The sequence below is a fragment of the Bradyrhizobium sacchari genome, assembly GCF_002068095.1.
GTDB lineage: Bacteria > Pseudomonadota > Alphaproteobacteria > Rhizobiales > Xanthobacteraceae > Bradyrhizobium > Bradyrhizobium sacchari.
Map to the genome: position 1 here is coordinate 820,217 of NZ_LWIG01000007.1, position 25,051 is coordinate 845,267.

At 64.7% G+C, this 25,051-nt stretch carries 23 protein-coding genes; 14 read left to right on the top strand and 9 right to left on the bottom strand.

Translation table 11 applies throughout. The features are described from left to right. Positions 1-107 precede the first annotated feature (107 nt). Positions 108-761 (top strand): DNA-3-methyladenine glycosylase family protein, encoded by a 654-nt coding sequence (locus tag A5906_RS10335; protein WP_080135061.1) that lies wholly within the window; start codon positions 108-110, stop codon positions 759-761. A 148-nt stretch (positions 762-909) separates the two neighbouring features. Here the strand turns inward: A5906_RS10335 and A5906_RS10340 are convergent, their stop codons facing one another. After that, positions 910-1,797 (bottom strand): LysR family transcriptional regulator, encoded by an 888-nt coding sequence (locus A5906_RS10340; protein ID WP_080135062.1) that lies wholly within the window; start codon positions 1,795-1,797, stop codon positions 910-912. A gap of 179 nt (positions 1,798-1,976) precedes the next feature. Here A5906_RS10340 and A5906_RS10345 point away from each other — a divergent pair, with 179 nt between their 5' ends. The 9 genes from A5906_RS10345 to A5906_RS10385 all read left to right on the top strand — a co-directional run bounded on the left by A5906_RS10345 (position 1,977) and on the right by A5906_RS10385 (position 11,149). After that, positions 1,977-2,951, top strand: coding sequence for an NAD(P)H-dependent flavin oxidoreductase (locus tag A5906_RS10345; protein WP_080135261.1), 975 nt, complete (start codon positions 1,977-1,979; stop codon positions 2,949-2,951). 50 nt (positions 2,952-3,001) lie between these two features. Next, on the top strand, positions 3,002-4,186 hold the full coding sequence (locus tag A5906_RS10350) for an ABC transporter substrate-binding protein (protein WP_080135063.1): 1,185 nt from the start codon (positions 3,002-3,004) through the stop codon (positions 4,184-4,186). Next, the gene (locus A5906_RS10355) at positions 4,179-5,720 is read left to right on the top strand and encodes an acyl-CoA synthetase (protein ID WP_283807681.1); all 1,542 of its coding nucleotides are present in this window, start codon (positions 4,179-4,181) and stop codon (positions 5,718-5,720) included. Before A5906_RS10350 ends, A5906_RS10355 begins: the two co-directional genes overlap by 8 nt. 292 nt (positions 5,721-6,012) lie before the next feature. Further along, positions 6,013-6,333, top strand: coding sequence for a hypothetical protein (locus tag A5906_RS10360; RefSeq protein ID WP_080135065.1), 321 nt, complete (start codon positions 6,013-6,015; stop codon positions 6,331-6,333). A gap of 15 nt (positions 6,334-6,348) precedes the next feature. Continuing rightward, positions 6,349-6,975, top strand: coding sequence for a general stress protein (locus tag A5906_RS10365; protein WP_080135066.1), 627 nt, complete (start codon positions 6,349-6,351; stop codon positions 6,973-6,975). Positions 6,976-7,130: 155 nt separating this feature from the next. Further along, a complete protein-coding gene (locus A5906_RS44195; RefSeq protein ID WP_347337596.1) occupies positions 7,131-7,265 on the top strand; it encodes a hypothetical protein in 135 nt (44 codons plus the stop codon). Between the two features lie 219 nt (positions 7,266-7,484). Further along, complete coding sequence (locus tag A5906_RS10375) at positions 7,485-9,272, top strand: flavin-containing monooxygenase (protein ID WP_080135262.1); 1,788 nt, start codon at positions 7,485-7,487, stop codon at positions 9,270-9,272. A 138-nt stretch (positions 9,273-9,410) separates the two neighbouring features. Continuing rightward, positions 9,411-10,388: a peptidyl-alpha-hydroxyglycine alpha-amidating lyase family protein gene (locus A5906_RS10380; protein ID WP_080135067.1), complete on the top strand. Its 978-nt coding sequence runs from the start codon at positions 9,411-9,413 to the stop codon at positions 10,386-10,388. A gap of 203 nt (positions 10,389-10,591) precedes the next feature. Next, positions 10,592-11,149 carry an HNH endonuclease gene (locus tag A5906_RS10385; protein WP_080135068.1) on the top strand — a complete coding sequence of 186 codons (558 nt, stop codon included), beginning with the start codon at positions 10,592-10,594 and terminating at the stop codon, positions 11,147-11,149. A 9-nt stretch (positions 11,150-11,158) separates the two neighbouring features. Here A5906_RS10385 and A5906_RS10390 read toward each other — a convergent pair whose 3' ends face one another. Together A5906_RS10390 and A5906_RS10395 are read right to left on the bottom strand one after the other, a co-directional pair. Continuing rightward, entirely contained in the window at positions 11,159-12,622 is a 1,464-nt protein-coding gene (locus A5906_RS10390) for a GH1 family beta-glucosidase (RefSeq protein WP_080135069.1), read from the bottom strand. Positions 12,623-12,624: 2 nt separating this feature from the next. Continuing rightward, on the bottom strand, positions 12,625-13,626 hold the full coding sequence (locus tag A5906_RS10395; protein WP_080135070.1) for a glycoside hydrolase family 16 protein: 1,002 nt from the start codon (positions 13,624-13,626) through the stop codon (positions 12,625-12,627). A gap of 262 nt (positions 13,627-13,888) precedes the next feature. Between A5906_RS10395 and A5906_RS10400 the strand changes: the two genes are divergently transcribed. Continuing rightward, on the top strand, positions 13,889-14,251 hold the full coding sequence (locus tag A5906_RS10400) for a hypothetical protein (protein WP_245326660.1): 363 nt from the start codon (positions 13,889-13,891) through the stop codon (positions 14,249-14,251). 66 nt (positions 14,252-14,317) lie between these two features. On the opposite strand, the gene A5906_RS10405 is transcribed toward A5906_RS10400, so the two are convergent. Continuing rightward, positions 14,318-15,199 (bottom strand): DMT family transporter, encoded by an 882-nt coding sequence (locus A5906_RS10405; protein WP_080135071.1) that lies wholly within the window; start codon positions 15,197-15,199, stop codon positions 14,318-14,320. 171 nt (positions 15,200-15,370) lie between these two features. On the opposite strand from A5906_RS10405, the gene A5906_RS10410 reads away from it, so the two are divergent. The 3 genes from A5906_RS10410 to A5906_RS10425 all read left to right on the top strand — a co-directional run bounded on the left by A5906_RS10410 (position 15,371) and on the right by A5906_RS10425 (position 19,244). Continuing rightward, complete coding sequence (locus tag A5906_RS10410) at positions 15,371-15,592, top strand: dodecin (protein WP_080135072.1); 222 nt, start codon at positions 15,371-15,373, stop codon at positions 15,590-15,592. 182 nt (positions 15,593-15,774) lie between these two features. Beyond that, complete coding sequence (locus A5906_RS10415; RefSeq protein WP_080135073.1) at positions 15,775-17,679, top strand: sensor domain-containing diguanylate cyclase; 1,905 nt, start codon at positions 15,775-15,777, stop codon at positions 17,677-17,679. Positions 17,680-18,593: 914 nt separating this feature from the next. After that, positions 18,594-19,244 (top strand): HAD family hydrolase, encoded by a 651-nt coding sequence (locus A5906_RS10425; RefSeq protein WP_080135074.1) that lies wholly within the window; start codon positions 18,594-18,596, stop codon positions 19,242-19,244. 24 nt (positions 19,245-19,268) lie between these two features. On the opposite strand, the gene A5906_RS10430 is transcribed toward A5906_RS10425, so the two are convergent. Genes A5906_RS10430 through A5906_RS10450 form a run of 5 tightly spaced genes read right to left on the bottom strand, consistent with a single transcriptional unit; the run spans position 19,269 to position 24,891 of the window. Beyond that, complete coding sequence (locus tag A5906_RS10430; RefSeq protein WP_080135075.1) at positions 19,269-20,237, bottom strand: ABC transporter ATP-binding protein; 969 nt, start codon at positions 20,235-20,237, stop codon at positions 19,269-19,271. Further along, positions 20,234-21,229 (bottom strand): ABC transporter ATP-binding protein, encoded by a 996-nt coding sequence (locus tag A5906_RS10435; protein WP_080135076.1) that lies wholly within the window; start codon positions 21,227-21,229, stop codon positions 20,234-20,236. Before A5906_RS10435 ends, A5906_RS10430 begins: the two co-directional genes overlap by 4 nt. Beyond that, positions 21,229-22,146 (bottom strand): ABC transporter permease, encoded by a 918-nt coding sequence (locus A5906_RS10440; RefSeq protein ID WP_080135077.1) that lies wholly within the window; start codon positions 22,144-22,146, stop codon positions 21,229-21,231. Before A5906_RS10440 ends, A5906_RS10435 begins: the two co-directional genes overlap by 1 nt. After that, a complete protein-coding gene (locus A5906_RS10445; RefSeq protein WP_080135078.1) occupies positions 22,112-23,071 on the bottom strand; it encodes an ABC transporter permease in 960 nt (319 codons plus the stop codon). Before A5906_RS10445 ends, A5906_RS10440 begins: the two co-directional genes overlap by 35 nt. A 29-nt stretch (positions 23,072-23,100) precedes the next feature. After that, the gene (locus A5906_RS10450; RefSeq protein WP_080135079.1) at positions 23,101-24,891 is read right to left on the bottom strand and encodes a peptide ABC transporter substrate-binding protein; all 1,791 of its coding nucleotides are present in this window, start codon (positions 24,889-24,891) and stop codon (positions 23,101-23,103) included. Between the last annotated feature and the right edge of the window lie 160 nt (positions 24,892-25,051).

Sequence of the window (25,051 nt, forward strand, 5' to 3'; positions counted from 1 at the left end):
ATTGCCGGGCTTGACCCGGCCATCCATCTTCCATGACTCTGTTACGATAGGAGATGGATGGCCGGGTCAAGCCCGGCCATGACGCCGGAGAGAGCTGACCGAGCCACATGACCATCCATCTCGAATCCCAGTCCGACCTCGAAGAAGCCGTCCACGCGCTGATCAAGCGCGATCCGCGCCTCAAGCCCGTGCTCGAGGTCGCGGGCATGCCGGCGTTGCGGCGGCGCGAGCCGGGCTTTACGGGGCTCGCGCACATCGTCTGTGGGCAGCAGCTCTCCACAGCCAGCGCGGCGGCGATCTGGGGACGACTGTCCGCCGCCTTCGATCCGTTCGACCATGACGCCGTGCGCCGCGCCCGCACCGACCGGCTGGGGCGGCTCGGCCTGTCCGCCGCCAAGATCAAGACGCTGAAGCATCTGGCGCGCGAGATCAATGCGCAGCGGCTGAACCTCGACGTGCTCGCGGAGGAAGATGCCGACGCCGCGCACCACACGCTGATCTCGCTGCCCGGCATCGGACCGTGGACGGCGGACGTCTATCTCTTGTTCTGCCTCGGCCATGGCGATGCCTGGCCGGCCGGCGATCTCGCCGTGCAGGAGGGCATCAAGATCGGGCTCGGCCTCAAGGAGCGGCCGACGGAGAAGCAGATGGCGCCGCTCGCCGAGCCGTGGCGCCCGCTGCGCGGCGCGGCCGCGCATCTGTGGTGGAGCTATTATCGCGCGGTGAAGAAGCGCGAGGGCGTGCTCGCGGGCCAGGGCTGATCATCACAAATTCATCGTGTCCCGGACGCGATGCGGCACGAAGTGACGCGTCGCCGCGCCGGGACCCATGAGCTTGCGAGATGAATGTATGGGCCCCGGTTCGGCAGCGCACCACCGCGTGCTGCGCTGCGTACGAGGCACAAGGCCTCTAGCCCCGCAGCCGCTCGCGATCAGCGCGGGCGCATTCGGCCACGAAGTCGACCACGGCCCGCACCGCGGACAGCTCGACCAGATCCGGGTGGGCGAGCAGCCAGAGGTCGGCGACGCTGACCAGCTTCTGCGGCGCGACGCGCACGAGATCCGGATAGCTTTCCGCGACGAAGCAGGACAGCGCCGAGATGCCGATCCCCGCGCGCACCGCCGCCAGCATGTCGCCTTGCGAGGAGCAGCGCATCACCACGGTGCCCTGGCGCGTGATCGCATCGCTCCAGCGCGCCAGCTGCGCGTTGGAATCCTGGTCGGCAAAGCCGACGACGCTATGTCCCTTCCACTCGCCGCTGCGCTCCGGGAGGGACCGGCCGGCGGCATAGTCGCGCGAGGCATAGAAGCCGGTGCCGAGCCGGCCGACCTTGCGACCGACCAGGTTTTCCTCGCCGCTGTCGACCGGCCGCAGCACAACGTCGGCCTCGCGGCGCCGCACGCTGGCCGGAAACGGATGGGTGATGATCTCGAGCCGGATGTGATCATGCGTGCCGAGAAAGGATCGCAACCGCGGCATCAGCCAGTGCGAGGCCAGCGTCGCGCCGATCGACAGCTTGACCGTACCGCGCGCCTTGCGTCCACCGGCGCCGACTGCGGCCTCGGCCCGGAGCGCGGCGGCGGCCATTGCCTCAGCGTGCTCGCGCAGCGTACGTCCGTCGGCGGTGAGCACGAATCCATCAGCGGCGCGCGCCAGCAGCTTGGTGCCGAGCTGCGCCTCCAGCGCGGCGATCTTGCGGCTGACAGTCGGATGGCTGGCACGCAGACGCTTTGCCGCCGCCGTGAAGCTGCCGGTGTCGGCGACTGCGACGAAAGTCTTGCAGAGATCCCAATCCACCGGCGGCTCCGTTCAAACATGAATACGCTTCTGTTCAATATTGAACGATCCCCGCCTGCCGTCCAACCCTATAGTGGGTCAAATCGCCAGGCGAGGACACTCCGCCGGCGCGACAAATCGACATGGAAGCGCTCACAATCGGCCGGCAGGCCGTTGACGCGCGTCGTCAGGAGGATCGGATGGCACTGCCTGCCCTGCTCAAGAACAATCTGGAGCTGCCCGTCGTCGGCTCGCCGCTCTTCATCGTCTCCGGACCCGAGCTGGTGATCGCCCAGTGCAAGGCGGGTATCGTCGGCTCGTTCCCGGCGCTCAATGCCCGTCCGGTCGAGAAGCTCGACGAGTGGCTGAGCCGCATCGAGGGCGAGCTCGGCGAATACAAGTCGCGCAATCCCGGCAAGAGGGTCGCCCCCTACGCCGTCAACCAGATCTGCCATGCCTCCAACGACCGCCTGATGAAGGACATGGACACCTGTGTGAAGCACAAGGCGCCCATCATCATCACGTCGCTGCGGCCACCCGCGGAGATCGTCGAGGCCGCGCATTCCTATGGCGGGCTGGTGTTCCACGACGTCATCAACGTCAAGCATGCGCGCAAGGCTGCCGAGCAGGGCGTCGACGGATTGATCCTGGTCTGCGCCGGCGCGGGCGGACATGCCGGCACGCTGTCGCCCTTCGCGCTGGTGCGCGAGGTCAAGCAATGGTTCGATGGCGCGATCCTGCTGTCGGGCGCGATCAGCGACGGCTTTGGCATTGCCTCCGCGCTGACGCTGGGCGCCGACCTCGCCTATATGGGCACGCGCTTCATCGCGACGCAGGAAGCCAATGCCGACGAAGCCTACAAGTCGGCGCTCACGCAGCACGCCGCGCACGACATCGTCTACACCAACCTGTTCACCGGCGTGCACGGCAATTATCTGGGCCCCTCGATCGCCGCCGCCGGGCTCGATCCGGACAATCTCCCGGCCGCCGACAAATCGAAGATGAATTTCGGCTCCGGTGGCAACATGAAAACCAAGGCGTGGCGCGACATCTGGGGATCGGGCCAGGGCATCGGCCAGATCACCGACGTCCCTCCGGTCTCAGAGCTCGTCGACCGGATGAAGGGTGAATTCGATCAGGCGCGGCAGGATTTCCTGATGCGCGCCAGCGCCTGACCACTCGCACTGCTGGAAAAGAGACTAGAAAAGAAAAACGGGAGGACATCATGAAGCTGGCAGCCGCACTGATCGGCCTGTCATTGCTGACGCTCGCGACCGGGACCGCCCGCGCCGAGGGCAGCAACGAAATCCGCATCGGCCAGACCCTGCCCTATAGCGGTCCGGCCTCCGGCTTCGGCGCGATCGGACGGACGCAGGAGGCGTTCTTCGAGAAGGTCAATGCCGAGGGCGGCATCAACGGCCGCAAGGTCAAGTTCATCACCCTGGACGACGCCTATTCGCCACCCAAGACCGTCGAGCAGACCCGCAAGCTGGTGGAGCAGGACGAGGTGCTGATGATGTTCGGCTCGCTCGGCACCGCCACCAACAGCGCCGTGCAGCGCTATCTCAACGGCAAGAAGGTGCCGCAGCTGTTCGTGCTCTCGGGCGCGACGAAATGGGCCGATCCACAGAAATATCCGTGGACCATGCCCGGCATGGCCGCCTACGAATCCGAGGGCGTGGTCTATGCCAAGCACGTGCTGCGGACCAAGCCCGGCGCCAAGATCGCCATCCTGTCCCAGAACGACGATTTCGGCCGCGACTATGTCGCCGGCTTCAAGCGCGCGCTCGGCGAGAAAGCCGCCAGCATGATCGTGGCGAAGCAAAGCTACGAGACCAGCGCGCCGACGATCAGCTCGCAGCTCTCGACGCTGAAAGCATCGGGCGCCGACGTGCTGTTCGGCGTCGTGCTCGGCAAATTCACCTCGCAGATGATCAAGGGCGTGGCCGAGATCGGCTGGAAGCCCGAGCTGTTCTTCGTGCCGACCTCGGCCTCGTCGATCTCGTTCCTGGAGCCGGCCGGGCTCGACAACGCGGTCGGCCTGATCTCGTCGAGCAACCAGAAGGACACGATGGATCCGCAATGGGCCGGCGATCCCGGCGTGAAGGACTATTTTGCCTTCATGAAGCAGTACATGCCGACTGCGGACCTCTCCAACTCCAACTACGCGGCCGGCTACCACTATGCGACGCTGCTGATGACGGTGCTGACGGCCTGCAAGGATGATTTCAGCCGCGACAACATCATGCGCCAGGCGGCCTCGCTGAAGGAGATCAAGTTACCGCTACTGCTGCCGGGCATGTCTGTTACGACCGGCCCCGACGATTATCTGCCGTTCCAGCAGCTTCAGCTCCGCCGCTTCAACGGCAAGAGCTGGGTCGGGTTCGGCGACGTGCTGGACGATCGCTAGACTCGCGCGCGAAAGGGAACACGCCATGATCATCAGCGGCGAACGCCGGGTCGGCTACGACGAGATCCAGGCCCGCATCAGGCGCGCGGCGAGCGGGCTTCGCGAACTCGGCCTTAGCGAGGGCGCTCCCGTCGCCTTGATGCTGCGCAACGACTTTGCGCTGTTCGAGGTGGTTGCCGCCTCTGCCGCGCTCGGCAGTCCTGTGGTGCCGATCAACTGGCACCTCAAGGCCGAGGAGGTCCGCTACATCCTGACCGACAGCGGCGCGAAGATCCTGGTCTGCCATGCCGACCTGCTGCCGCAGATTCGCGCCGGCCTGCCCGAGGATGTTCGCCTGCTCGTCGTCGCGACGCCGCCCGAACTCGCGGCGACCTTCGCCATTCCCCCCGAACTGACCGAGATCCCGGCAGGACTGACCGATTGGGATCGCTGGCGCGACGATCATCCGGAGAGGCAAGAGCCGCCGCGCCGGGCCGCGGCGATGATCTACACCTCGGGGACCACGGGCATGCCGAAGGGCGTACGGCGCAGGCCGATGCAGCCCGAGCAGGCAGCCGCCTCCGAACGGATGGGTGCAATCGCTTACGGCATCAAGACGGGCGAAGACCAGGTCGTGCTGATCAACGGCCCGATGTATCACTCGGCGCCGCATTCCTACGGCATGCTGGCGTTCCGCAGTTTCTGCACCATCGTTCTCCAGGCACGGTTCGACGCCGAGGAGCTGCTGGCACTGATCGAGCGCCACCGCGTCACACATATTCACATGGTCCCGACCATGTTCGTCCGGCTGCTGCGGCTGCCGGAGGACGTGAGACACCGCTACGACCTCTCCTCGCTGCGCTTCGTCGTCCACGGCGCCGCACCCTGCCCGCCCGAGGTCAAACGCGCCATGATCGAATGGTGGGGACCGGTCATCAACGAATATTTCGGCTCGACCGAGACTGGCATCCCCGTGTGGCACTCGGCCGAGGAGGCCTTGAGGAAGCCGGGCACAGTCGGCCGTGTCATCGAAGGCGGCATCGTCAAAATCTTCCGTGAAGACGGCAGCCTCTGCGACGTCAATGAGGTCGGCGAGATCTACATGCGCCAGACAGCGGTGCCGGACTTCGACTATCACGGCAAGGCGGAAGCACGCGCCGAAGCCGGCCGCGACGGCCTCGTCAGCGTCGGCGACGTCGGCTATCTCGACGAAGACGGCTATCTGTTCCTGTGCGACCGCAAGCGCGACATGGTGATCTCGGGCGGCGTCAACATCTATCCCGCTGAGATCGAGAACGTGCTGATCGCAATGCCCGGCGTGCGCGACTGTGCCGTGTTCGGCATTCCCGACGCCGAATTCGGCGAGCGGCTATGTGCCTGCATCGAGCCGGAGACGGGCGCGCGGCTCTCGGCCGTCGCAGTGCAGGCCTTTCTGCGCGAACGGCTTGCCAACTTCAAGGTGCCGAAGGAGGTCCAGTTCCTGGACGCGCTGCCCCGCGAGGCGACCGGGAAAATTTTCAAGCGTAAATTGCGCGATCCCTATTGGGCGGCATGATCAGGAGCCCGTCCCCGGCTCGGTGAGATGCCGCGATGAGGATGCCACCGGCGATCAGTGAGGATCGCAGGAAGGGCGCGCGAATGTGTGACGCGTGCCGAGTCGCGAAGAAGCGGCAACGGGAAACATCGGCAATGGTTCCTGCGGATCGTGATGTCACGCGGTGTTCGTGACAGCACTTATCGTCGCACCCACTGCGCACTGCTTACGCGCGCTTTGATCGCGATCGCGGAGCAACCAATCGGAATCTCATCTGTTGTCGCCCGGCACAATCAACTGTCGGAGGACAAGAATGTCACGTCTACCCATTCTCGCCGCAGCACTCCTGCTGCTCGGGTCAGCGCCTCTCAGCGCACAGTCACAGCCCGCGCAAAGCGGGCCGGGCAACAACGCGGTCAATAGTTCCGATCAGAACAATTCGAACGCTCCCGTCGCGGGCCGCAACAGCTTCACCGAAGGCCAGGCGAAGTCGAAGATCGAAGCAGCCGGCTACTCCAATGTATCCGGCCTGCAGAAAGACAACGACGGCGTGTGGCGCGGCAAGGCCGACAAGGCCGGGACGAAGTCGGACGTGAGCGTCGACTTCCAAGGCAACGTGAACCCCGCCAAGTAAGCCGGAGGATGAATCATGACGATCACGATCTCTCGACTCTATGACAACTATTCGGATGCAGAACGCGCAGTCACACGTCTCGAGGCGGCGGGAGTGCCGCACTCAGACATCAGCATCGTCGCCAACAATTCCGACAATTGGTACGGCACCTCGACCCGCAAGGTCGATCGCGACCGCGACGGCGTCGACGACCGCGCCGAAGGTGCCGGCACAGGTGCCGGCGTTGGCGCCGGCCTTGGAGGCGCCGCGGGCCTGCTGGCGGGACTGGGATTGCTGGCAATTCCGGGACTCGGACCTGTCGTCGCAGCCGGCTGGCTGGCGTCGACCGCGGCGGGTGCCGCAGCCGGCGCTGCAACGGGCGGGATCGTCGGTGCGCTGACCCAAGCCGGCGTGTCCAGGGACGACGCCTCTCGTTACGCCGAGGGCGTCCGCAGGGGCGGGACGCTGGTCTCGGCGAAGGTCCCCGATCAGGATCGTTCGCGCCTCGACGCCCTTCTGCACGAGAGGTCGGTGAACCTGGAGGATCGGAGCGCTGCCTGGCAAAAGGCCGGCTGGACCAGCTTCGATGCCGCCAGCCCGCCGCTATCCCCCGACGATGTTGGACGCGAACGCGAACTGTACGGCGCGGGCACCCGAAGATAGGTGGCTTGCCAACCGTAGGTGACAGGCAATTCAACTCGCGAGAAAGGCTCCACCAAGGTGGAGCCTTTCCATTGTGCGGACACTTCGCCGCAGCGAACGGCGCTTAAAACTATGTTGAAGTTGCCACCGGGGCGCGCATAGTCGATGAGATGCCGGTGCGGATCAGAGCCCGGATCGACATCATGACAGCCACCGATCTCATCGTTGCACGGGGCGATCTCGAAACCTGCACGACGATCGCGACCGCGCGTCCTGCAGCAGATGCGCTGCCGGCGGATGCGCTGCCGTGAAGGTCGAACGCTTTGTATTCACCGCCAATAACATTACCTATGCGGTGATGGGCGACGACCGCGGGCCCGAGGCGGTGCGGCGCATTTATCTCGATACGCATTCCTCCTGAGCAGGGCCACATGCTGTCGCTGCTCGGGTAAAGCGCTTTCGACGCCCGTCGAACCGGTATAGCGTTCGATCTCCGAGGATACGCCGCGAAGACGGCCATGAGGTCGCGCATGCTGGACAGGACGAAGGATATTTCCGTCGCCGCACAGGCCTGGCTCGATGATTTCGAACGCACGCTGGGTAAACCGGATCACGATGGGCTCGCCCGCCTGTTCGTTGCCGAGTGTTTCTGGCGCGACGTGCTGGCGCTGAGCTGGAACCTGCAAACCACCGGCGGCCGTGATACAGTCGTTCAGGCGCTGACAGCCCTCGCACCCAAGGTGACGCCGACCAACTTCAAGATCGCTCCGAACCGGGCGCCGCCGCGCTGGGTGACGCGTGCCGGCACCAACACCATCGAAGCCATCTTCGTTTTCGAGACCGCGATCGGCCGCGGCAGCGGCATCGTGCGGCTTATTCCCGATACGGCTGATGACGACCGGTTGAAGGCCTGGACACTGCTCACCGCACTGGAAGAGCTGAAAGGCTTCGAGGAGCAGCTCGGCACCTCGCGCCCGCGCGGCCAGGCCTATTCCCGCGATTTCCGGGGGCCGAACTGGCTCGACCAGCGCAACGCCTCGCGCGACTATTCCGATCGCGATCCGGCCGTGCTGGTGGTCGGCGGCGGCCAGGCCGGGCTCGCGACCGCGGCACGGCTGAAGCAACTGAAGGTCGACACGCTGATCGTCGATCGCGGGATGCGGATCGGCGACAATTGGCGCAAGCGCTATCACGCGCTCACCCTGCACAACCAGGTGCAGGTCAATCATCTTCCCTACATGCCGTTCCCGCCGAACTGGCCGGTCTATATCCCCAAGGACAAGCTCGCCAACTGGTTCGAAGCCTATGTCGATGCCATGGAGCTGAACTTCTGGACCGGCACCGAATTCGAGGGCGGCACCTATGACGAGGCCAAGGGCCACTGGACCGTCGCTTTGCGCCGCGCCGACGGGAGCAAACGCAGCATGCATCCGCGCCACGTGGTCATGGCGACCGGCGTCAGCGGCATCGCCAATATTCCGGAGATTCCGACCCTCGACAATTTCAAGGGGACGCTGATGCATTCCAGCCGCTACGAGGACGGCGAGAACTGGACGGGCAAGCGCGCCATCGTCATCGGCACCGGCAACAGCGGTCACGACATCGCGCAGGATCTTTATTCCAGCGGCGCCGAGGTGACGCTGGTGCAGCGCTCGCCGACGCTGGTCACCAATATCGAGCCGTCGGCGCAGCTCGCTTACGCCACCTACAATGAGGGCACGCTCGAGGACAACGACCTGATCGCGACCTCGATGCCGACGCCGCTCGCGAAGAAGACGCATGTGATGCTGACCGAGCAATCGAAGGCGCTCGACAAGGAGCTGCTCGACGGCCTCTCGCGCGTCGGCTTCAGGCTCGATTTCGGCGAGGCCGGCACCGGCTGGCAGTTCAAATATCTCACCCGCGGCGGCGGCTATTATTTCAACGTCGGCTGCTCCAACCTGATCGTCGAGGGCGCGATCAGGCTCAAGCAGTTTTCCGACATCGAGGGCTTTGTCCCCGAGGGCGCGCGGATGAAGGACGGCTCGATCATTGCGGCCGACCTGATCGTGCTTTCAACAGGCTACAAGCCGCAGGAATACCTCGTACGAAAGCTGTTCGGCGATGCCGTCGCCGATCGCGTCGGGCCGGTCTGGGGTTTTGGCGACGGCTTCGAGCTGCGCAACATGTATGCGCGCACGAAGCAGCCCGGTCTCTGGTTCATCGCCGGCAGTCTCGCGCAATGCCGCATCAACTCGAAATTCCTCGCGCTGCAGATCAAGGCGATCGAGGAAGGGATGTTGCCACGGGCTATCGCCATGCCGTTGAGCGCAGCTTGAGCAACACCGTCATTGCGAGCGCAGCGAAGCAATCCAGACTGTCTCCGCCGAGGGATTCTGGATTGCTTCGCTGCGCACGCAATGACGACGCGCATGCAGACGTACGCGATAGAGACAATTAAGAGGAAAGGACCACCCATGCCAGCCATTCTCGGCACCGGCGAGCATCGCTACCGCGTCGTCGAAAATTTCGCCAAGCTGCCCGACGGCTGGACGCTGACCGACGTCGCCTCGGTCGCGGTCGACAGCCGCGACCGCATTTACGTATTCAATCGCGGCGCCCATCCGATGGTGGTGCTGGACCGCGAGGGCAATTTCCTGCGCAGTTTTGGCGAGGGCCTGTTCTCCCGCGCGCACGGCCTGCATATCGACGCCGACGACAATCTCTACTGCACCGACGACGGCGACCACACGGTGCGCAAATGCACCACCGACGGCAAGGTGCTGCTGACGATCGGCATTCCCGCAAAGCCGGCGCCGTTCATGAGCGGCGAGCCGTTCCATCGCTGCACCCACACCGCGCTGTCGCCGAAGGGCGAGATCTACGTCTCAGACGGTTATGGCAATGCGCGCGTGCACAAGTTCACGCCCGACGGCAAGCTGATCAAAAGCTGGGGCGAGCCGGGCACCGATCCGGGCCAGTTCAACATCGTACACAATATCGCGACCGATGCCGACGGCTGGGTCTATGTCGCCGACCGAGAGAACCATCGCGTGCAGGTGTTCGACGGCGAAGGCAGATACGAGACGCAGTGGAACAACCTTCACCGACCCTGTGCGCTGTGCTGCTGCGGCGGGGCCAAGCGCCCGACCTTCGTCATCGGCGAGCTCGGCCCCGGTCTCGACATCAACCGCAATGTGCCCAATCTCGGCCCGCGGCTGTCGATCGTCGATGCGCAGGGCAAACGCATCGCGCGGCTCGGCGGCGAAGCAGGGCCAGGCGTCGCCAGCGGCAAATTCCTGGCGCCGCACGGCATCGCGCTGGATTCGAAGGGCGACATTTATGTCGGCGAGGTCGGCGTGACCAACTGGAAGACGAGCTTTCCGGATGAGGAGATGCCGGCCGTGGTGCGCGCGACGCGGTGCCTGCAGAAGCTGGAGCGGGTACTGGAATGAGGTATCGGCAACGCCCGGCGGTTCCGGGCCCGGCCTCGCCCACCCCTCCCCGAATCACGGCGTTTTTGGGCGTTTCGCCACCCCGCCGCCGCATTGGCTGCGGCTGAATAAGTCGCTCAACGGGCTTCACAATCCCGTCACGCTGCATGTAGTATGTCAATACATGCTGCTTCGCAGCGTATATTGGAGGCCGGGAGCGTTACTTGAACGCACATGTCTCGCAAGGCAGTTGGCCGGTGTTGGTGCTGAATGCGGACTTCCGGCCGCTGAGTTACTACCCACTGTCTCTGTGGTCGTGGCAGGACGCGATCAAGGCGGTGTTCCTCGACCGCGTCAATATCGTCGCCCATTACGATCAGGCGGTTCGAAGTCCCACCCTGGAAATGCAGTTACCGAGCGTCGTCTCGCTCAAGTCCTTCGTCAAGCCGACCACCCATCCCGCCTTCACCCGGTTCAACGTCTTCCTGCGCGATCGCTTCAACTGCCAATATTGCGGCTCGCCCGAAGACCTCACCTTCGATCACATCATCCCGCGCAGCAAAGGCGGCCAGACCACCTGGGAGAACGTGGTCGCGGCGTGCTCGCCGTGTAACCTCCGCAAGGGCAATCTCACCCCGGCGCAAGCAAAAATGTTTCCCCGCCAGGCCGCCTTCGCGCCGACCGTGCACCAGCTTCACCGCAACGGCCGCCTGTTCCCGCCGAACTATCTCCACGACAGTTGGCTGGACTACCTGTACTGGGATACGGAGCTGGATCCGTAAGGTCAGGTCTCACACCCCAATCGCATTCCGCGCCACCACGTCGCGATAGAATGCCGCGCTCAGCTTCGGCACCCTCGCCTGGGTCTCGAAGTCGACCCGGTACAGCCCGAACCGTTTCCCGTAGCCGAAGATCCATTCAAAATTGTCCATCAGGCTCCACAGAAAGTAGCCGCGGATCGGCACGCCTTCGCTGATTGCGCGCTGCATCTGGGTCAGGTAGTTGCGCAGGAACATGATGCGGTCGAGGTCGTAGACCTGGCCGTCGGCGGCGATCCTGTCCTCGGACGAGGTGCCGTTCTCGCTGATGTAGATCGTCTCGATGTTCCAGATTTTTGCGGCGAGGCGCGGCGCCCAGTAGATCACCTCAGGGCCGACCCGCAGCCATTCCGAATTCATGTGCGGGAACGAGGTCGGAAACGGCAGCACGTCGAAGCCCGGCGCGCGGTCGGAGGCGGTGACGTAGAACTGCGGCGCATAGATGTTGAGCCCGACGAAATCGTTCGGTGTGCCGATGATCTTCAATTCCTCGGCCGTGAACTTTGGCGCGGCCGCGCCGGCATAGGCGAGGAAGCCGTCGGTGTATTTGCCCTCCAGCACCACGCCGAGGAAGCCAGCATTGAGCTCGCGCGTCGCGATCTCAGCGGCACGGATATTCTCCGGCGTCGCGATCGCCGGCACGCACGCGGCGATGTTCTCGGCGGGACCGACGCGGGTGCCGGCGCGCCCGGAGGCGCGGATCGCCTGCACGGCAAGCCCGTGCGCCAGCGCGACGTGATGGCGGGCCTGGTTGAGTTGCGCGGTCGGCAGCTTGAGGCCCGGTGCGTCGATGCCCCAGCCATAGCCGAAATTCACGAAGCGCCCGACCTCGTTTACGGTGAAGACGGTCCTGACGCGATCGGTCAGGCGCGCGGCGACGTAAGCCGAGTAGTCGGCAAAGGCTTTCGCGGTATCGCTCGACTGCCAGCCGCCGACGCGGTCCTGGAGCGCCTGCGGCAGATCCCAGTGATATAGCGTGGCGTAGGGCTCGATGCCGTTTGCGAGCAGCTCGTCGACGAGGCGGTTGTAGAAATCGAGCCCCTTCGGATTGGGCTGGCCCGATCCGTCCGGAAACACCCGCGGCCAGGCGATCGAGAAGCGATAGGCCTTGACGCCGAGCGCCTTGATCAGCGCGACATCCTCCTTGTAGCGGTGGTAGTGCTCGTTGGCGCGGTCGCCGGTCGTGCCGTCCTCGATCTTGCCGGGCGTATGGCTGAAAATGTCCCAGATCGATTTGCCGCGCCCGTCCTCGTTGACGGCGCCTTCGATCTGATAGGACGAGGTCGCCGTGCCCCACAGAAAATCCCTCGGGAAGGGCGCGCGGCGATCGATCGATGCCGGCGCTTCGTTCTCCGCGGCCTTGGCGCCTGTCGCTGCGCCAAGCGCAGCCAGACCCGCTAGCCCTGCAAATTCGCGCCGCGAGACGTCAGCTGACATCGCTATCTCCGCGCCTGCCCAATATCGATCTGATAGGCTGAAATCCTGTCGATCTCGAACGCGACGCTCGGCGGCGATTCCGCATCGACCGGCCCGACGCCGAGAAAGAATTTCGATCCGATCGCCAGATTGACGATCATGTACATGGGATCGTCGAAGCCGATCGGCACCCTGATATCGGAGACCGGCTTACGGTCGATGAAATAGACCAGCCGGTCCTCCTCCCACAGCACACCGTAATTGTGAAATGCGCGCGACGCGTCGCCCACCGCGAAGTCGAAGCCGCAGGACTGGATCTTCTGGGTCGACGGAATCCGCCAATGCGTCGTCATCACGAGGTCGCCCGGCCGCTCGCCGCGGCCTTCCAGCACGTCGACCTCCGGCGGCCAGCCGCCGTCGTCCGCCAGCATCCAGAACGCCGGCCACACCGCATGGCCGACCGGCACTTTTGCGCGGATCTCGAAATAGCCGTGCTTCTGCGCGAACGTGCCCTGCGTCGTCAGGATCCCCGAGATGTAGTCGTTGTTGAACAACACCGGCTTCAATTCCGGCGGCGTGCGGCTGGCGACGATGGAGAGCACGCCGTCCTTGACCTTGAACGGATCGAGGCCGAGCGGCGTCGCAGCACGGCCCGTGTAGCGCGGATCGACATAGATCTGCTGCTCGCCATTGGCGCTGGTCTTGCGTTTGAAGTCCGAGCCGTCGCCGCCCCAATAGCGCGCCTCCGGCCAGGCCGCGCCGCCGGCATAATGCGGCACCCAGCGGCCGTGCGACAGCGGATGCTCGTTGAAATCATCGTTGAACGTCCGGCGCAGCGGCAGAAACGTGAGCGATGTGGGATCGACCGCCTCCAGCCTGCGGCACTCGATCGTGGACGGATCGGTCGTCACTTGCAACGACATGCTAGCCGGCGCGTCACCGAGATCGTCCTGCGCGACGACAGGCGCAGGCACGACAGAGAGGCCGATCGCAACCAGAGCGCCCTTTGTCCAACGGTCGATCATCACCGCACATCGAACATGCCAGGAAATGCGCCGAGGTTAGCTTGCCCGTCCCTGAACGGGCAAGCACACCCATCCGACGCCCGCGGGCGATTTCGCAAAGGCATCTCGCTCCTTCACGCCAATCGGCCGGGAAGCGGGTCGTCCGGCGCAAGACTTGTGGCGGACCGGACCAGATTCTCCGCGCCTTTCATTCCGTCAGGGACGGCTCCAGCCCCGAAATCCATCCCCGTTCGTTACCGTCCCTTGAACCTCCAATGGCAGCTTGGCAGGAATCTGCGGACCTGCCCGTCCAGCCGCCAAATCGGTCAGGTGCGAGGTTGCCGCCGCCAAGCTCGCCGAAACACTGGAACAGGTTCAGCTCTCGCCGTCGAAGCGGGTGAGCTACGTGCGTTTCGTGCTGATCGCGCTGGCGGCGGTCGTCGCTTTCAAGACCTTCTGGTTCGCCCGCTGGGGCAGCTGGAAGGGCCGCGAGCTCGCCGATTTCGACGCCTTCCACATCGTCGCGCAGCGCGTCTGGCGCGGCGACCTCTACCTAATCTATCACTTCGAGGCAACTTGGCGTTGGTCTGCCTCAACGTCCAACGGCGGCCGCATCTCGCAGGCCTTGCGCTCGGTACCATGGTGATCAAGCCGTTGCCATTGCCGTCGGCGTCTATCTGCTGGCAACGCGGCAAGCCGCGCAACCATTCTTCTAGGCGCGCTGCAATGCCAGCGTCACGCCGCCGAGCGTGAGCGCCATCGCCGCCCATTCGCGCAAGCCCAACGGCTCGCCCAGGATGATGGCGGCGGAGATCACGCCGATCACCGGGACGATCAGCATGCCAGTCGACGCCACGGTCGGCGGCAGGCGGCGCAGCGTCTCGAACCAGGTGACGTAGCAGAGGCCCATCGGCACCAGCGTCATGTAGACGAAGCAGCCGAGTCCCAGCGGGGTGATCGCCGAGACGTCCGGGTGTTCGAAGAGCACGCCGAGAAGCAGCATGATGGCGCAGCCGAGCCCGACCTGCCAGGCGACGACGACCAGCGGCGGCATCGGCAGTGGCTTGCGGTTGAGCACATTGCCGAGCGCGAACAGGATGGCGCAGAGCAACGCCAAAACGATGCCGAGCAGCTTGTCTGCGCCAAACGCAAAGCCGTTGCCGCTCAGCAGCAGTGCAACGCCCGCAACGCCGAGGACGAGCCCGCAAACATCCCGCAACACGGGCCGGGTGTGCAGCACCGGCCAGGCGAACAGCATGGCCCAGATCGGCATGGTGTAGGCGAGCAGAGCTCCCTCGCTCACGCTCACATATTTCATCGCGACCGTGCCGAGCCCCATCCAGGCAAAGACATTGGTGAGCGTCGCAAACAACAGCCGCGGGATCGCCTCGCGCGGAACGGCAAACGCCTCCTTCCGGCACAGCGCCAGGGTCCCGAGAATGACCGCGGCGCAGACACCAGCGAGCCCGCGGGCGAACAAGGGCGGCCATTGCTGGAGCAACAGCTTCATCAGTGGCCAGTTCAACGCCCAGCCGAATGCCGTCACGCAGAGGCAGAGAGAGCCGATCGTCCTGTCGCGCCGGGCCGAATCCATGAATAGCGCTTAGCAGGCGGACGCTGGCTGCTCCACCTCGGCTGCTGCATGCGGACCATCGCGGATCAAGGAACCGGAAGCTAGGCCGCCCGTTCACTATGCGGCCCGACGCTTTCGGATACACCGCGGGAGCGGTATCCGGGCCCGCCACAGAACAAGGGGAGACGTCTCATGCCCACAGCCGAGAAGGACCACGTCTACAAGATCCTGGAGCTGGTCGGATCATCCGAGACCTCGATCGAGGATGCGATCAAGAACGCGATCGGCCGCGCCGCCAAGACCGTCCGCGAGATGAAATGGTTCGAGGTGGTGCAGACGCGGGGTCACATCGAGAACAATGCCGTGCGCCACTACCAGGTGACGTTGAGGGTCGGATTTACCCTGGAGGGATGACTCGCCGGATGCCGGGCAAAACCGTCACGCCGCGGCAGCGTGGTTAACATCCGCCGACGGGAGTCGATCAAGATCTATCGACCCCGACCCGGTTGAATACGGACCGCGCACAATCATCGCGGATATTGCAACAAGCCGTTAAGTCCAAAGTGAGAGGTTTGCTCCGATCTGGAGCAAACCTGATGGTCACGAGCCGCGAATTCGGCAAGACGCGCCTTCCGCTCTGGGCGGCGGGCTTCGTCGTGCTGATTTGCGTCGCGATCCTCGGCTTGAGCGCCTGGCGCGAATGGGAAACGCGCGATGCCGAACTCAGGAACGCTGAGACCGACGTCGCCAACCTGGCGCATTCGTTGATCCAGCACGCGGACGACACGTTCGAGCTCGCCGATACGATCCTGGTCGGGCTGGTCCACCGCCTCGAACTCGATGGGATGGGTCCCGACACGATCGAGAAGCTCCAGACCTATCTGCCGACCCGCAAATCATCGGACCGCATCCGCGGCATCTTCGTCTATGACGAGACCGGCCGCTGGCTCGCCACGACCGAGCAAATCGACTTCTCCAGACTCAACAACAGCGACCGCGAATATTTCCAGCAGCACCGCGCCTCCCCGGACAAGGGCACGCTGATCGGGCGGCCCATCAAGAGCCGCGCCGGCGGTCAGTGGATCATAACTGCATCGCGCCGGATCGACCGTCCCGACGGCAGCTTCGCCGGCGTCGCCCTGCTCACGATCGACGTCGCCTATTTCGTCAAATTCTACGAGCGCTTCGACGTCGGGCCGAACGGCTCGGCGTCGCTGCTGAACAATGACGGCATCATGCTGGCGCGCAGCCGCGACGAGAGCAGTGTCTTCGTCGGGCGCGACCTGTCGAATGCGCCGCTGTTCAGGGAGTGGAAAAAACGGCCGGCCGCGGCCGTATACTATTTCAAGTCGCCGCTCGATAGCGTGCAGCGGCTGAGCTACTACCAGCGCAGCAGCCGCTATCCACTGATGGTGCTGGCGAGCAAGTCGCAGGACGACGTGCTGACGCCCTGGCGACGCGCGGCGGTCACGCGCGTGACCTTCGTCCTGGGCCTCGTCCTGTTGATCGCGGTGATCGGCTACTATCTGGTCCGACAGCTGTCGCAGCGGCAGCGGATGGCACAGGCGCTGGTCGCCAACGAAGCCCATTTCCGCCTGCTCGCCGAGCAATCCAGCGACATGGTGACCCGGATCGGGCTGGATAACCGCCTGCTCTACGTTTCTCCGTCATGCCAGCGCATGATCGGCTGGTCGCCCGACGAGCTTCTCGGCACGTCGGCCGTGGCCGGCATTCATGAGGAGGACATGGAACGGGTCGAGCAGGCCATCACCGCGCTGAAGAATGGCGAGGCCGAGGAGGCGAGGTTCGTCTATCGCCAACGCCATCGCGAGAAGGGCGACCTCTGGGTCGAAGCGGCCCTGCACGTGACACGGGCTCCCGACAGCGGCGAGATCGACGGCGTCGTTGCGGTCGTGCGCGACATGACCGAGCAGAAGGACCTCCAGGACAAGCTCGCCGCGCTTGCGACCACCGACGGACTCACCGGCCTTGCCAACCGGCGCGCCTTCGACGAACGCCTCGCCGAGGAATGGGCGCGCGCGCGGCGCGACGGCACGCAGCTTTCGCTCCTGCTGATCGATGTCGACCAGTTCAAGAAGTTCAACGACCATTACGGGCATCTGGCAGGCGACGGGTGCCTTCGCGCGCTGAGCCGGATTCTATCCGCTCACGCCAGGCGCCCCGGCGATCTCGCCGCCCGCTACGGCGGCGAGGAATTCGCCCTGTTGTTGCCGAACACCGACCAGGAAGGCTGCGCCGAGGTTGGTGAGGGGATTCGCCAGGCGCTGCACGATCTCGCCATTCTGCATGCGCAAAACCCGCCCTCGCGCCTGGTGACCGCGAGCATCGGCGCCGCGACGAGTTTTCCCTCGCAGATCGCGACCGACTGTAGTGCGTTGGTCGCTGCCGCCGACCGCGCGCTCTACGCCGCCAAGGACAATGGCCGTGACCGGCTGGTGATGTCGGGTCAGGTCGTGCCCTGGCCCGCGAAGAGCGCATGACCGGGACCAGCCCAACGCCATCTCATCTCGACCGAGGCCGTGGTGAGTGCGGAGCCGCGGGCCCGGGCTAGTCGTACGGCGCGCGCGATTTCTCGGGCGGCGTAGCCGCGGCGCTGGTTGCGAAAGGCGGCATCAGGAGCACCGCGGTCATGACGTGAAGAAGACAGAAGCCGACCGCGATGATCGCAAGCAGGGTATTGTCTCTGAGTGCCGGAATTTGAACGAAGCTCTTGCGCTCAGATCACTCGCTGATCGACATCGTCGGTGGCCCTCCAGGCTGCCTCTATCGGAAGCGGCAGGCAGGTCGGGCTTCGCGATGAGATCAGCATATTGATGAAGGATGCGATTGGCCTGCAATCGCCGCGAGTGACGCAATGCTTCGAGCAGGAATTCCGAAGGGCTCCGGCGCCGACGGCGATGACCGGAAACCGCTCGAGACCCGGCGACCGCCGTCGCTGGAAACGAGGCCTCCGTCATCGGTAAAGCTCCACGATCGGGTCTCCGCATTGAGGTCGATCGTCTCAATGCAATGACAGACACGTTGTGCCGGGCGTCTCATCGACGCAGCGCTTTATCGTCTGTTCGAAGCCGATGGCGGACTGGCGCACTACGTCAGGGAGCACCGGCTTTCCGCCAGATGATATCCCATCCGCGGAGGACGAGCGCCTGATCGACCTCGCGGTCGACCTGCTCGTCAGCAGCGATTCCACCTTCATCCGGGCGTTCCGGCGCATTCGGCCTGACACCGGGCGAGCTGAGGGAGCTCGCCGAAACATGGCTGCGCGAGACCGGCGCGGTCCCAGCCATCGACACGGTGCTGCACCAACTGGCAAGGCGCCGCACATCGTAGCCACGGCCCTCTCTGCCGATTTGTCGGCCGCGGTCCGGCGCGATATGACTGCCGTCATGGCCGGCTGTTCGGCCGATCCGAGAGTGTTGCCGTGGCTGACACCATCAAGCTCGTCCTGTTCGACATGGACAACGTGCTCTGCGACTACGACAGGGCAAAGCGCGTCGCCTGCCTGGCGGAGCTGGCGCGGACGACCAGCGCGTTCATCCATGAGGCGATCTGGGACAGCGGCTTCGAGGCGCTCGGCGATTGCGGCGCGCTCGATGCTGCGGACTATCTGCGGGGTTTCGGCGAACGCATGGGCTATCCGCTGTCGCTCGACGAGTGGTTGGAGGCGCGGCGCCGCTCGATGCAGGCGAATTCCGCGATGCTGGAGATCGTCCGCCGCCTGCGCGAGACCGTCGATGTTGCGGTCCTGACCAACAATACCACGCTGGTCGCCGACCATATCGACACGCTGCTGCCCGATCTGCGTCCGCTGTTCGGTTCGAGGATCTACGCCTCGGCCCGGTTCAAAACGGCCAAACCGGACCCGCATTGCTATCGCCGCTGCCTGTCCGAGCTCAACGTGACGCCGCAGACCGTGCTGTTCGTCGACGATCTCATGGCCAATGTTGCCGGCGCACGCGAGGCGGGCATGTTTGGGCATCACCATACGTCGGTGGAGGCGTTCAGGCAGGCGCTTTTCGCGCACGGCCTGCTTGACGCCAAATGAACGCGCGGCCCGCCTGGCTCTGCGTCAGGCGAGATGACACGCCACGAAATGACCGCCCGCTCCTTCCTTCAGCTCGGGTGCGCTTTCGGCGCAGCGCGGCTGAGCGATCGGGCAGCGGGTGTGGAAGTGGCAGCCCGACGGCGGCTTCATCGGGCTCGGCACGTCGCCCTTGAGGCGAATGCGCTCGCGCTTGAGTTTCGGATCGGGCACCGGCACCGCCGACAGCAGGGCCTTGGTGTAGGGATGCTGCGGGTTGCGGTAGAGATCGCTGGCCTTGGCGAGCTCGACGATGCGGCCGAGATACATCACCGCGACGCGGTCGGAGATGTGCTCGACCACCGAGAGGTCGTGCGCGACAAAGAGATAGGTCAGGTTCAGCTCGGCCTGAAGGTCTTCCAGGAGATTGATGACCTGGGCCTGGATCGACACGTCGAGCGCCGAGACCGGCTCGTCGCAGACGATCAGCTTCGGCTCGACCGCGAGCGCGCGCGCGATCACGATGCGCTGGCGCTGGCCGCCAGAGAATTCGTGCGGATAGCGGCGCATGTGCTCGGCCTTCAGCCCGACCTTGACCAGGAGGCCCGCGACGCGGTCCTCGCGCTCCTTGGCGGACGAGGCCAGCTTGTGGATGGTGAAGGCCTCGCCGAGGATCGCGCCGACCGTCATGCGCGGATTGAGCGAGGCGAACGGGTCCTGGAATACCAGCTGCATGTTCCGCCGCATCGCGCGCAGGTCGGTGCCGCCGAGCTTGCGCACGTCCTGGCCGTCGAAGACGACCTCGCCGTCGGTCGGTTCGATCAGGCGCAGCACGCATCGGCCCGTGGTGGACTTGCCGCAGCCGGATTCGCCGACGAGGCCGAGCGTCTCGCCGCGATTGACCGAGAACGACACGCCGTCGACCGCATAGACGCTGCCGACCTGGCGCGACAGCAGGCCGCCGAGCACGGGGAAATGTTTCTTCAGGCCGCTGACGCGGAGCAAGGGTTCGCTCATGACGCGGCTCCCAAGTGCGTATCTCCCAGGTGGCAGGCCATGCGATGGCCGGGCGAGATTTCGCGCAGCAGCGGCTCCTTCTCGGTGCAGATATTCATGGCGAACTTGCAGCGCGGTGCGAAGCGGCAGCCGACCGGCGGATTGATCAGGATCGGCACCGAGCCGCCGATCGCCTCCAGCCGCGTCTTGTGCTCGCTGTCGAGATCGATGCGCGGGATCGAACGGATCAGGCCTTGCGTATAGGGATGACGGGGATCGCCGAAGAGATCGTCGACGGGCGCTTCCTCCACCACCTTGCCGGCATACATCACGACGACGCGCTGCGCGGTCTCGGCGACGACGCCCATGGCATGAGTGATCAGCATCACCGCCATGCCAAAGCGCTCCTTCATGTCCTGGAGAAGGTCGAGGATCTGCGCCTGGATGGTGACGTCGAGCGCCGTGGTGGGCTCGTCGGCGATGATCAGTTTCGGCTTACAGGCGAGCGCCATCGCGATCATCACGCGCTGGCGCATGCCGCCGGAGAACTGGTGCGGATAATTGTGCACGCGGCCTTCGGCGTTGGGGATCTGCACCAGCTTCAGCATCTCGATGGTGCGCTCGAGCGCCTGCTTCTTGGTGACCGCCTCGTGCCGGCGCAGGCTCTCGGCGATCTGCTCGCCGATCGTGAGCACCGGATTGAGCGAGGTCATCGGCTCCTGGAAGATGAAGCCGATCTCCTTGGCCCTGATCTCGTCGAGCTGACTGCTGGTCAGCGGCACCAGATCGCGGCCCTCGAAGATGATCTGGCCGGCCGCGATGCGGCCCGGCGGCATCGCGATCAGCTTCAGGATCGACATCGCGGTCACGGTCTTGCCGCAGCCGGATTCGCCGACGACGCAGAGCGTCTCGCCCTTGTTGATGGAGATGTCGACGCCGTCGACGGCCTGGAGGATGCCGTCGTCGGTGGAGAAGTGGGTTTTCAGGCCCTTGATCTCGAGCAGCGGCGCCATCAGATCACCCGTCGCGCATCGAGCGCGTCACGCAGGCCATCACCGATGAAGTTGATGGCGACCACCGCGATGAAGATCGCGCCGCCCGGGAACAGCGCCCAGTGCGGACCGATGTCGAGAAAGTCCTTGGCGTCATACAGCAGCCGTCCCCAGGTCGGGGTGTCGGGCGGAAAGCCGAGACCGAGGAAGGACAGCGTCGATTCCGCGATGATCGCGGCGGCGACGTCGATGGTGCCGGCAATGATCACCGGGCCGACCGCATTGGGCAGGATATGGCGCACCACCTGCCGCACCGGGCTGGCGCCGAGCGCGCGGGCCGCCTCGACGAACTCCTTCTCGCGGATCGACAGGAACTGCGCGCGCACGAGCCGCGCCACCGGCATCCAGCGCAGGCCCCCGATCACGAGCACGATCAGGATGAAGATGCCGCCTTCGGGACCGAACACCTGCTTCAGCCCGTCGCGGAAGAGATAGATCAGCAGGAGCAGCAGCGGCAGTTGCGGCAACGACAGGAACAGGTCGGTGAGCCACATCAATCCGTGCCCGAGCGCACCGCGCGACATGCCGGCGAGCGCGCCGATCAGCGTGCCGATGAAGACCGAAACCAGCATCGCGGCGAGCCCCACCGCGAGCGAGATGCGACCGCCATAGATCATGCGCGCCAGAATGTCCTGGCCGAGATCGTCGGTGCCGAAGGGATGGGCAAGCGAGGGTCCCTGCATGCCCGCGATGATGTCGATGTCGTTGATCTTCACGCGCCACACGAAGGGCCCGAGCACGACGGCGAGCACCAGAATGAGGAGCAGAAAGGCGCTGACGACAGCGAGCCGGTGGCGGCTATAGCGCCGCCACGTCTCGCGCCAGGGCGAGTAGACGCCCCGCTCAGCGGAGGGAGATGCGAGGGTCAAGCCAGCCATAGAGGACGTCCGCGATGAGGTTGAACAGCACCACAAGGCACGCGAAGACGAAGGTGACGGCCATCACCACCGGCGTGTCGTTGGAAAGGATGGAGGTGATTAGCAGCGAGCCGATGCCGGGAATGCGGAAGATCTGCTCGGTGACGATGGCGCCGCCGAACACGGCGGGCATCTGCAACGCGATCAGCGTGACCACCGGGATCATGGCGTTGCGCATCACGTGCTTGACGATCACCGTGGCCTGGCCGAGGCCCTTGGCCCGCGCCGTGGTGACGTAGTCGAGCCTGATCACGTCGAGCATCGCCGAGCGCACGAAACGCGTCATCGAAGCCGCCTGGAACAGACCGAGCACCGCCACCGGCATGATCGCCTGCCGGATCATCTCCAGCACCCAGCGGATGCCGGTGCCCTTGATGTCAGTGGTGTAGACGAAGGGCAGCCAGTCCAGCGTGACCGAGAAGATCAGGATGAACAGGATGCCGGTGAAGAAGGTCGGCAGCGAGAAGCCGACGAAGGCGAGCGTATTTGCGATCTGGTCGAACAGCGAATAGGGCTTGGTCGCGGCATAGACCCCGACAGGGATCGCGATCAGCAGCGCCAGGATCTGCGCCGAGCCGATCACGTAAAGCGTGGCCGGCAGGCGCTGCAGGATCAGCGTGTCGACGTTCATCCGGCTGACGAAGGAAAAGCCCCAGTCCCCGTGCACCATGGCGTTGAGCCAGTGCAGGTAGCGGAGGTAGATCGGGTCATCGAGGCCGAACTTCGCCCGAAGCGCGAGCGCGACTTCGGGCGGAACGTTCGGATTGGTCGCGAGCTCCGCGAAGGGGTCGCCCGGAGCGAGCGCGAGCACGACAAACAGCACCAGCGAGATTCCCAGCAAGCTGGGAATCGCGATCAGGAGACGACGCAGGACGTACTGACTCATGAGGGAAGGACCCGCTTAGCCGCGCGTGATCATTCCTCGCGGTACCAATCGTGCAGATTGTCGGTTTCGTTGGCCCAGCCGCTGACGATCGGGCGCAAATTGTTGGCCGCGGCCTCCACCTTCAGCCGATGCTGGACCGGGATGAACACCGTGTCCTGGTACATGAGGTCGTTGGCCTTGATGTAGTGCGCCGCGCGCTTGATCGGGTCCATTTCGCTTTCCGCGGCCTCGATCGCCGCGTCGTAGTCCTTGTTGACCCAGCGCGGGAAGTTCGTGCCCTGCCACTTGTTCTCCTTGGTGGCGACGTTGGTGGACAGATAGCGGCGCATGTGCTGCGACGGGTCCGGCTGGCTCAGCGGAATCTGGAACATCTCGATGTCCGCATAGAACTTCGCGTAGGTATCGGGGTTGGCGACGTCCGAGGAGAAGAAGACCGATGCAACGACCGACTTCAGTTCGACCTCGATGCCGGCCTTCTGGCAGGCCTGCTTGATGATCGCCTGCGTCTTCTGGCGAGGACCGTTGATCGAGGTCTGGTAGAGCAGCTTCAGCTTCTTGCCATCCTTCTCGCGGATGCCGTCGGCGCCCGGCTTCCAGCCGGCGTCGTCCAGCAGCTTCGAGGCCTTTTCGACGCTGAATTCCCAGGTCGTGTTCTTGGAGACGAACTTTTCGGGACCGTTGAGGAAATTGGCGGTGGTGCGGCCTGCGCGGCCATAGATCGCCTTCTTGACGGACTCGCGATCGACCAGCAGCGACAGCGCCTTGCGCACGGCGGGATCGGAGAACAGCGGATGCTTGGTCTTCATCGACGAGCGCTCGCCGTCGACCTCCGTGTTGGGATCGGTGAAGTTGAGCGCGATGAACTCGGTATCGCCGCCGACGGCGTAGACAGTCTTGCCCTTGCCGCCCTTCTCCAGGCGCAACAAGACGTCGTCCTCGACCTGGATGTTCCAGCCGAAATCATATTCTCCGGTCTGAATCACGGCCCGCGCGGCCGAAACCGCATCGCCACCGCCCTTCATCTCGACGGTGTCGAAATAGGGACGGTTCGGCATGTGATAGTCGGGATTGAGTTGCCCGCGGACGAGATCACCAGGCTTGAACTCCACGAACTTGTAGGGGCCGGTTCCGACCGGAGAAAGATTGGTCGGCGCTTCCCGCGACTTGCTTCCCGTGTAGTCGGCAAAGAGATGCTTGGGAATGATGGTGTTGGGCGCCCCGACAAAGGCGTCGGCCCAGAACGGCGTCGGCTTCTTGAAGAGAATACGGACCGTGAGGTCGTCCACTTTCTCCACGGTGATGTCGCGGTGGGTCGCAATGGTCAATGCGGAGGTCGCCGGGTCCTTGGCGTACTCCCAGTTGAACACGACGTCGTCCGCGGTGAACGGCTTGCCGTCATGCCATTTGACACCGGGCTTGAGCTTCCACGTCACCGACTTGCCGTCGGCGGCGAGCAGACCGTTCTCGATCGACGGAATTTCCGCCGCCAGCACCAGCTTCATGTTGCCGTCCGGATCCCAGCAGGCGAGCGGTTCGTAGAACAGGCGCGAGCCGTCCTGGTCCTTGGTGCCGGTGGCGAAGTGCGGATTGAGCAGGGTCGGGCCCTGCCACCACAGCAGCTTCAGCGCACCACCGCCGCCACGCTTGGTCGGCTTGTAGGTCGTGGGGCCCTCGGCCATGGCGACACCGCCGAGCGCCAGGATCTGGTTCGCCAGGGGGGCGGTGAGACCGACCGCGGCGAGGCGCTTGATGAAGGCGCGGCGATCCATCCGCCCGTCCTTCACCTGACCGATCATCGAACGCAGTTCTTTATCCAGCATGGTTGTCCCCGTCTGGTTCCCGTATGGATGCAGGCGGCCGCACGTGGCGACCGCCGGTTTTGGCTGGCGGTAGATGGCACACCGATTGGGGGGCCCGTCAACTGGGACCGTGTGTATGCAAACGGTCTTCTGGCTGTCCGTTGGGCAAAACCGCGTTCCG

Bases quoted from the DNA above. Each gene is read 5' to 3' on its own strand.
- A5906_RS10435 (WP_080135076.1), bottom strand. From the start codon at position 21,229: ATGGCGCCGCTGCTCGAGATCAAGGGCCTGAAAACCCACTTCTCCACC.
- A5906_RS10450 (WP_080135079.1), bottom strand. From the start codon at position 24,891: ATGCTGGATAAAGAACTGCGTTCGATGATCGGTCAGGTGAAGGACGGG.
- A5906_RS10430 (WP_080135075.1), bottom strand. From the start codon at position 20,237: ATGAGCGAACCCTTGCTCCGCGTCAGCGGCCTGAAGAAACATTTCCCC.
- A5906_RS10345 (WP_080135261.1), top strand. From the start codon at position 1,977: ATGGCACTGCCTGCCCTGCTCAAGAACAATCTGGAGCTGCCCGTCGTC.
- A5906_RS10415 (WP_080135073.1), top strand. From the start codon at position 15,775: ATGGTCACGAGCCGCGAATTCGGCAAGACGCGCCTTCCGCTCTGGGCG.
- A5906_RS10410 (WP_080135072.1), top strand. From the start codon at position 15,371: ATGCCCACAGCCGAGAAGGACCACGTCTACAAGATCCTGGAGCTGGTC.
- A5906_RS10360 (WP_080135065.1), top strand. From the start codon at position 6,013: ATGTCACGTCTACCCATTCTCGCCGCAGCACTCCTGCTGCTCGGGTCA.
- A5906_RS10365 (WP_080135066.1), top strand. From the start codon at position 6,349: ATGACGATCACGATCTCTCGACTCTATGACAACTATTCGGATGCAGAA.
- A5906_RS10405 (WP_080135071.1), bottom strand. From the start codon at position 15,199: ATGGATTCGGCCCGGCGCGACAGGACGATCGGCTCTCTCTGCCTCTGC.
- A5906_RS10395 (WP_080135070.1), bottom strand. From the start codon at position 13,626: ATGATCGACCGTTGGACAAAGGGCGCTCTGGTTGCGATCGGCCTCTCT.
- A5906_RS10380 (WP_080135067.1), top strand. From the start codon at position 9,411: ATGCCAGCCATTCTCGGCACCGGCGAGCATCGCTACCGCGTCGTCGAA.
- A5906_RS10335 (WP_080135061.1), top strand. From the start codon at position 108: ATGACCATCCATCTCGAATCCCAGTCCGACCTCGAAGAAGCCGTCCAC.
- A5906_RS10445 (WP_080135078.1), bottom strand. From the start codon at position 23,071: ATGAGTCAGTACGTCCTGCGTCGTCTCCTGATCGCGATTCCCAGCTTG.
- A5906_RS10390 (WP_080135069.1), bottom strand. From the start codon at position 12,622: ATGTCAGCTGACGTCTCGCGGCGCGAATTTGCAGGGCTAGCGGGTCTG.
- A5906_RS10440 (WP_080135077.1), bottom strand. From the start codon at position 22,146: ATGGCTGGCTTGACCCTCGCATCTCCCTCCGCTGAGCGGGGCGTCTAC.
- A5906_RS10375 (WP_080135262.1), top strand. From the start codon at position 7,485: ATGCTGGACAGGACGAAGGATATTTCCGTCGCCGCACAGGCCTGGCTC.
- A5906_RS10350 (WP_080135063.1), top strand. From the start codon at position 3,002: ATGAAGCTGGCAGCCGCACTGATCGGCCTGTCATTGCTGACGCTCGCG.